This is a genomic window from Magnetospirillum moscoviense (assembly GCF_001650635.1).
In the GTDB taxonomy this organism is placed as follows: domain Bacteria; phylum Pseudomonadota; class Alphaproteobacteria; order Rhodospirillales; family Magnetospirillaceae; genus Magnetospirillum; species Magnetospirillum moscoviense.
Genome location: NZ_LWQU01000046.1, coordinates 1 through 2,709, shown reverse-complemented (window position 1 = coordinate 2,709; position 2,709 = coordinate 1). Strand labels below are relative to the sequence as shown.

Here is a 2,709-nt window from a genome sequence, read left to right as displayed (position 1 = left end):
GGCGGGCGCACCGCCGATCCCGATGCCCTGCGCGCCGCCCTTCGCCGCGCCGATTTCCATTCGGTGCGCGGCTCGTTCCGCTTCGCCAGCAATCACACCCCGGTCCAGGCCTATGTGCTGCGCAAGGTCGCCCGCGACGCCAAGGGGCGCCTGACCAACGAAATCCGCCAGGTTCTGGCCAAGGATTGGCGCGATCGCCAGGCACCGTCTTGTCCGATGCGCTGGGAAGAAGAAATCCCGCCGCCCCCGCCCCCTGCGGCCAAGAAGCCGGGATAGGCGTATAAGAAAACCCCCGGGGTCAGCCCCGGGGGTTTCTTCATGTCCGATGGTCAGGTCGCGTCAGCGGCCGCGGGCATGGGCCTTGGCGCCGTGGGGCTTGGCGCCCGGGGCGGCACCGTGCGGCTTGGCGCCGTGGCCGCCCTGGGGCTTGGCGCCTTGCGGCGGGCGGGGCTTTTGCTGGCCGCGCACCGGCGGGCGCGGAACCGGGCCGCCGGGACGGGCGGCCGCCGTGGCCAGACGGGCGATCGGTTCGGCATGCCAGGCGTGGTCGTGCTCGACCGGAACCGCCTGGCGGATGGTCTTCTCGATCTGGCGCAGATAGGCCACTTCCTCGGCGTCGCAGAACGACAGGGCGATGCCCTCGGCGCCGGCGCGCGCGGTGCGGCCGATGCGGTGGACATAGCTTTCCGGTTCGACCGGCAGTTCGAAATTGACGACGTGGGTCACGCCGTCCACATCGATACCGCGGGCGGCGATGTCGGTCGCCACCAGGGCGCGGACCTTGCCGCTACGGAAGTCTTCCAGCGCGCGTTGGCGGGCGTTCTGGCTCTTGTTGCCGTGGATGGCGTCGGCGGTCACGCCCGACTTGGCCAATTGCTCTGCGACGCGGTTGGCGCCGTGCTTGGTGCGGGTGAAGACGATGGCGCGGTTGACCGAATTGCCCTGCAGCACGTCCAACAGCAGGTTGCGCTTGTTCTCGCGCGTTACGAACATCACCTTCTGGTCGATGCGGTCGACGGTCGAGGCGACCGGGGTCACTTCGACGCGGACCGGATCGCGCAGCAGGAACGAGGCCAAATCGGCGATCGGCTTGGGCATGGTGGCCGAGAACAACAGGGTCTGGCGGCCAACCGGCAGCTTCGAGGCGATTTTGCGCACCGCCGGGATGAAGCCCATGTCCAGCATGCGGTCGGCTTCGTCCAGGACCAGGGTGGTGACCTGGTCCAGGCGGATGTGGCCCTGGTCCAACAGGTCGATCAGGCGGCCGGGGGTGGCCACCAGCACGTCCAGGCCACCGGCCATGGCGCGCACCTGCGGGCCCTGGCCGACGCCGCCGAACACCATGGCGCGGCGATAGCGGATGTTGCGGCCGTAGGTGCCGAAACCGTCGGCCACCTGCACCGCCAACTCGCGGGTCGGCACCAGGATCAGGGCACGCACGGTGCCCGGAGCGGCGCGGCGCTTTTCCAGGGTCAGGCGATGGAGGATCGGCAGCGCGAAGGCAGCGGTCTTGCCGGTGCCGGTCTGGGCGATGCCCAGAACATCATGGCCGGCCAGCAATTGCGGGATGGCCTGGGTCTGAATGGGGGTGGGGGTGGCATAGCCCTCGGCTTCGAGGGCGAACAACAACGGCTCGGCCAGGCCGAGCTCAGCAAAAGTGGTCATGGAACTCTTTCAAACAGGCGACCGGCCGCAATCTGGTCTAGCGGCGGCGGGTCTGCGGGCGAGGCCCGGCCGTGGGAACGGCGCGCTCGTCCTTGTGGCGGAAATTGATCCGGCCCTTGGTCAAATCGTACGGCGTCATTTCCACGGTCACGCGGTCACCGGCCAGGATACGGATGCGGTTCTTCTTCATGCGTCCCGAGGCATAGGCCATGATGTCGTGACCGCTATCCAGCGTCACCTTGAATCGCGAATCGGGCAGCACTTCCGCCACCACGCCCTCGAACTCAATCAGGTCTTCCTTAGCCACGAGGCGCCTTTCCTAAACGCCCGAGCAGGCCGAAATCGGCCGAAAGACGGGCGGTTGCAGGGAGTCGAACCAAGGCCGATGGGAAAGACCGGGGTGGCCGTTGGAGCGGCCAAGCGGTCGACGGGCAAGCTTCGACGCCCGGAACATGAAGGTTTCCAAGCAAAGAAGCAAGGAAAAAGCGACGACTGCCTATGACTTCGCCAGGACCCGGACAATCTTTTCCTTCAGGGCCGGCGGCAGGATCGGCTTGGCCAGGAAGGCGCCGATGTCGAGTTCCTTGGCCCGCGCCACGGTCGCGGCGTCGGTATGGGCGGTCAGCATGATCACCGGGGTATGGCTGACGGCCGGTGTCGCCCGCAGCATCTTGATGAAGCCGAAGCCGTCCATCGGCCGCATCTGCACGTCGCAGATCACCAGATCGGGAGCGTCGCGCACCACGGCGGCCAGGCCGCTGTTGCCGTCCTGGGCTTCCAGCACCGTCTGGACACCCAATTGCTGCAGCATTTTCTTGACGATGGTGCGGACGAATTCTTGGTCGTCGACCACCAGAACTTTCAACGACGTGAAATCGACCTCGTCCGCCATCGATCCATCCCTTTCCTGCACCGCACCGAACAGTACCAGCGTCGCGCGCAAAGCGAAAGGGGGAGGCGCAGGCCTCATAGGCGTTAACATAGCCTGGACAGGCGGGCGTGAGCGTGATTCAAGATGGAATGACTCATCCATCATGCCCCCCT

General features: G+C 66.6%; 3 protein-coding genes and 1 pseudogene. 1 reads left to right on the top strand and 3 read right to left on the bottom strand.

What is annotated here, in order from left to right:
- Positions 1–276: pseudogene (locus tag A6A05_RS21180) on the top strand (ABC transporter substrate-binding protein); the annotation flags it as partial.
- Positions 277–339: 63 nt separating this feature from the next.
- Here the strand turns inward: A6A05_RS21180 and A6A05_RS02700 are convergent.
- The 3 genes from A6A05_RS02700 to A6A05_RS02690 all read right to left on the bottom strand — a co-directional run bounded on the left by A6A05_RS02700 (position 340) and on the right by A6A05_RS02690 (position 2,557).
- Entirely contained in the window at positions 340–1,665 is a 1,326-nt protein-coding gene (locus A6A05_RS02700) for a DEAD/DEAH box helicase (RefSeq protein WP_082910644.1), read from the bottom strand.
- A 37-nt stretch (positions 1,666–1,702) separates the two neighbouring features.
- Positions 1,703–1,972, bottom strand: a complete 270-nt coding sequence (gene infA, locus A6A05_RS02695; protein ID WP_068497215.1) for a translation initiation factor IF-1 — start codon at positions 1,970–1,972, stop codon at positions 1,703–1,705.
- Between the two features lie 189 nt (positions 1,973–2,161).
- Positions 2,162–2,557 carry a response regulator gene (locus tag A6A05_RS02690; RefSeq protein WP_068497217.1) on the bottom strand — a complete coding sequence of 132 codons (396 nt, stop codon included), beginning with the start codon at positions 2,555–2,557 and terminating at the stop codon, positions 2,162–2,164.
- Positions 2,558–2,709: the final 152 nt, after the last annotated feature.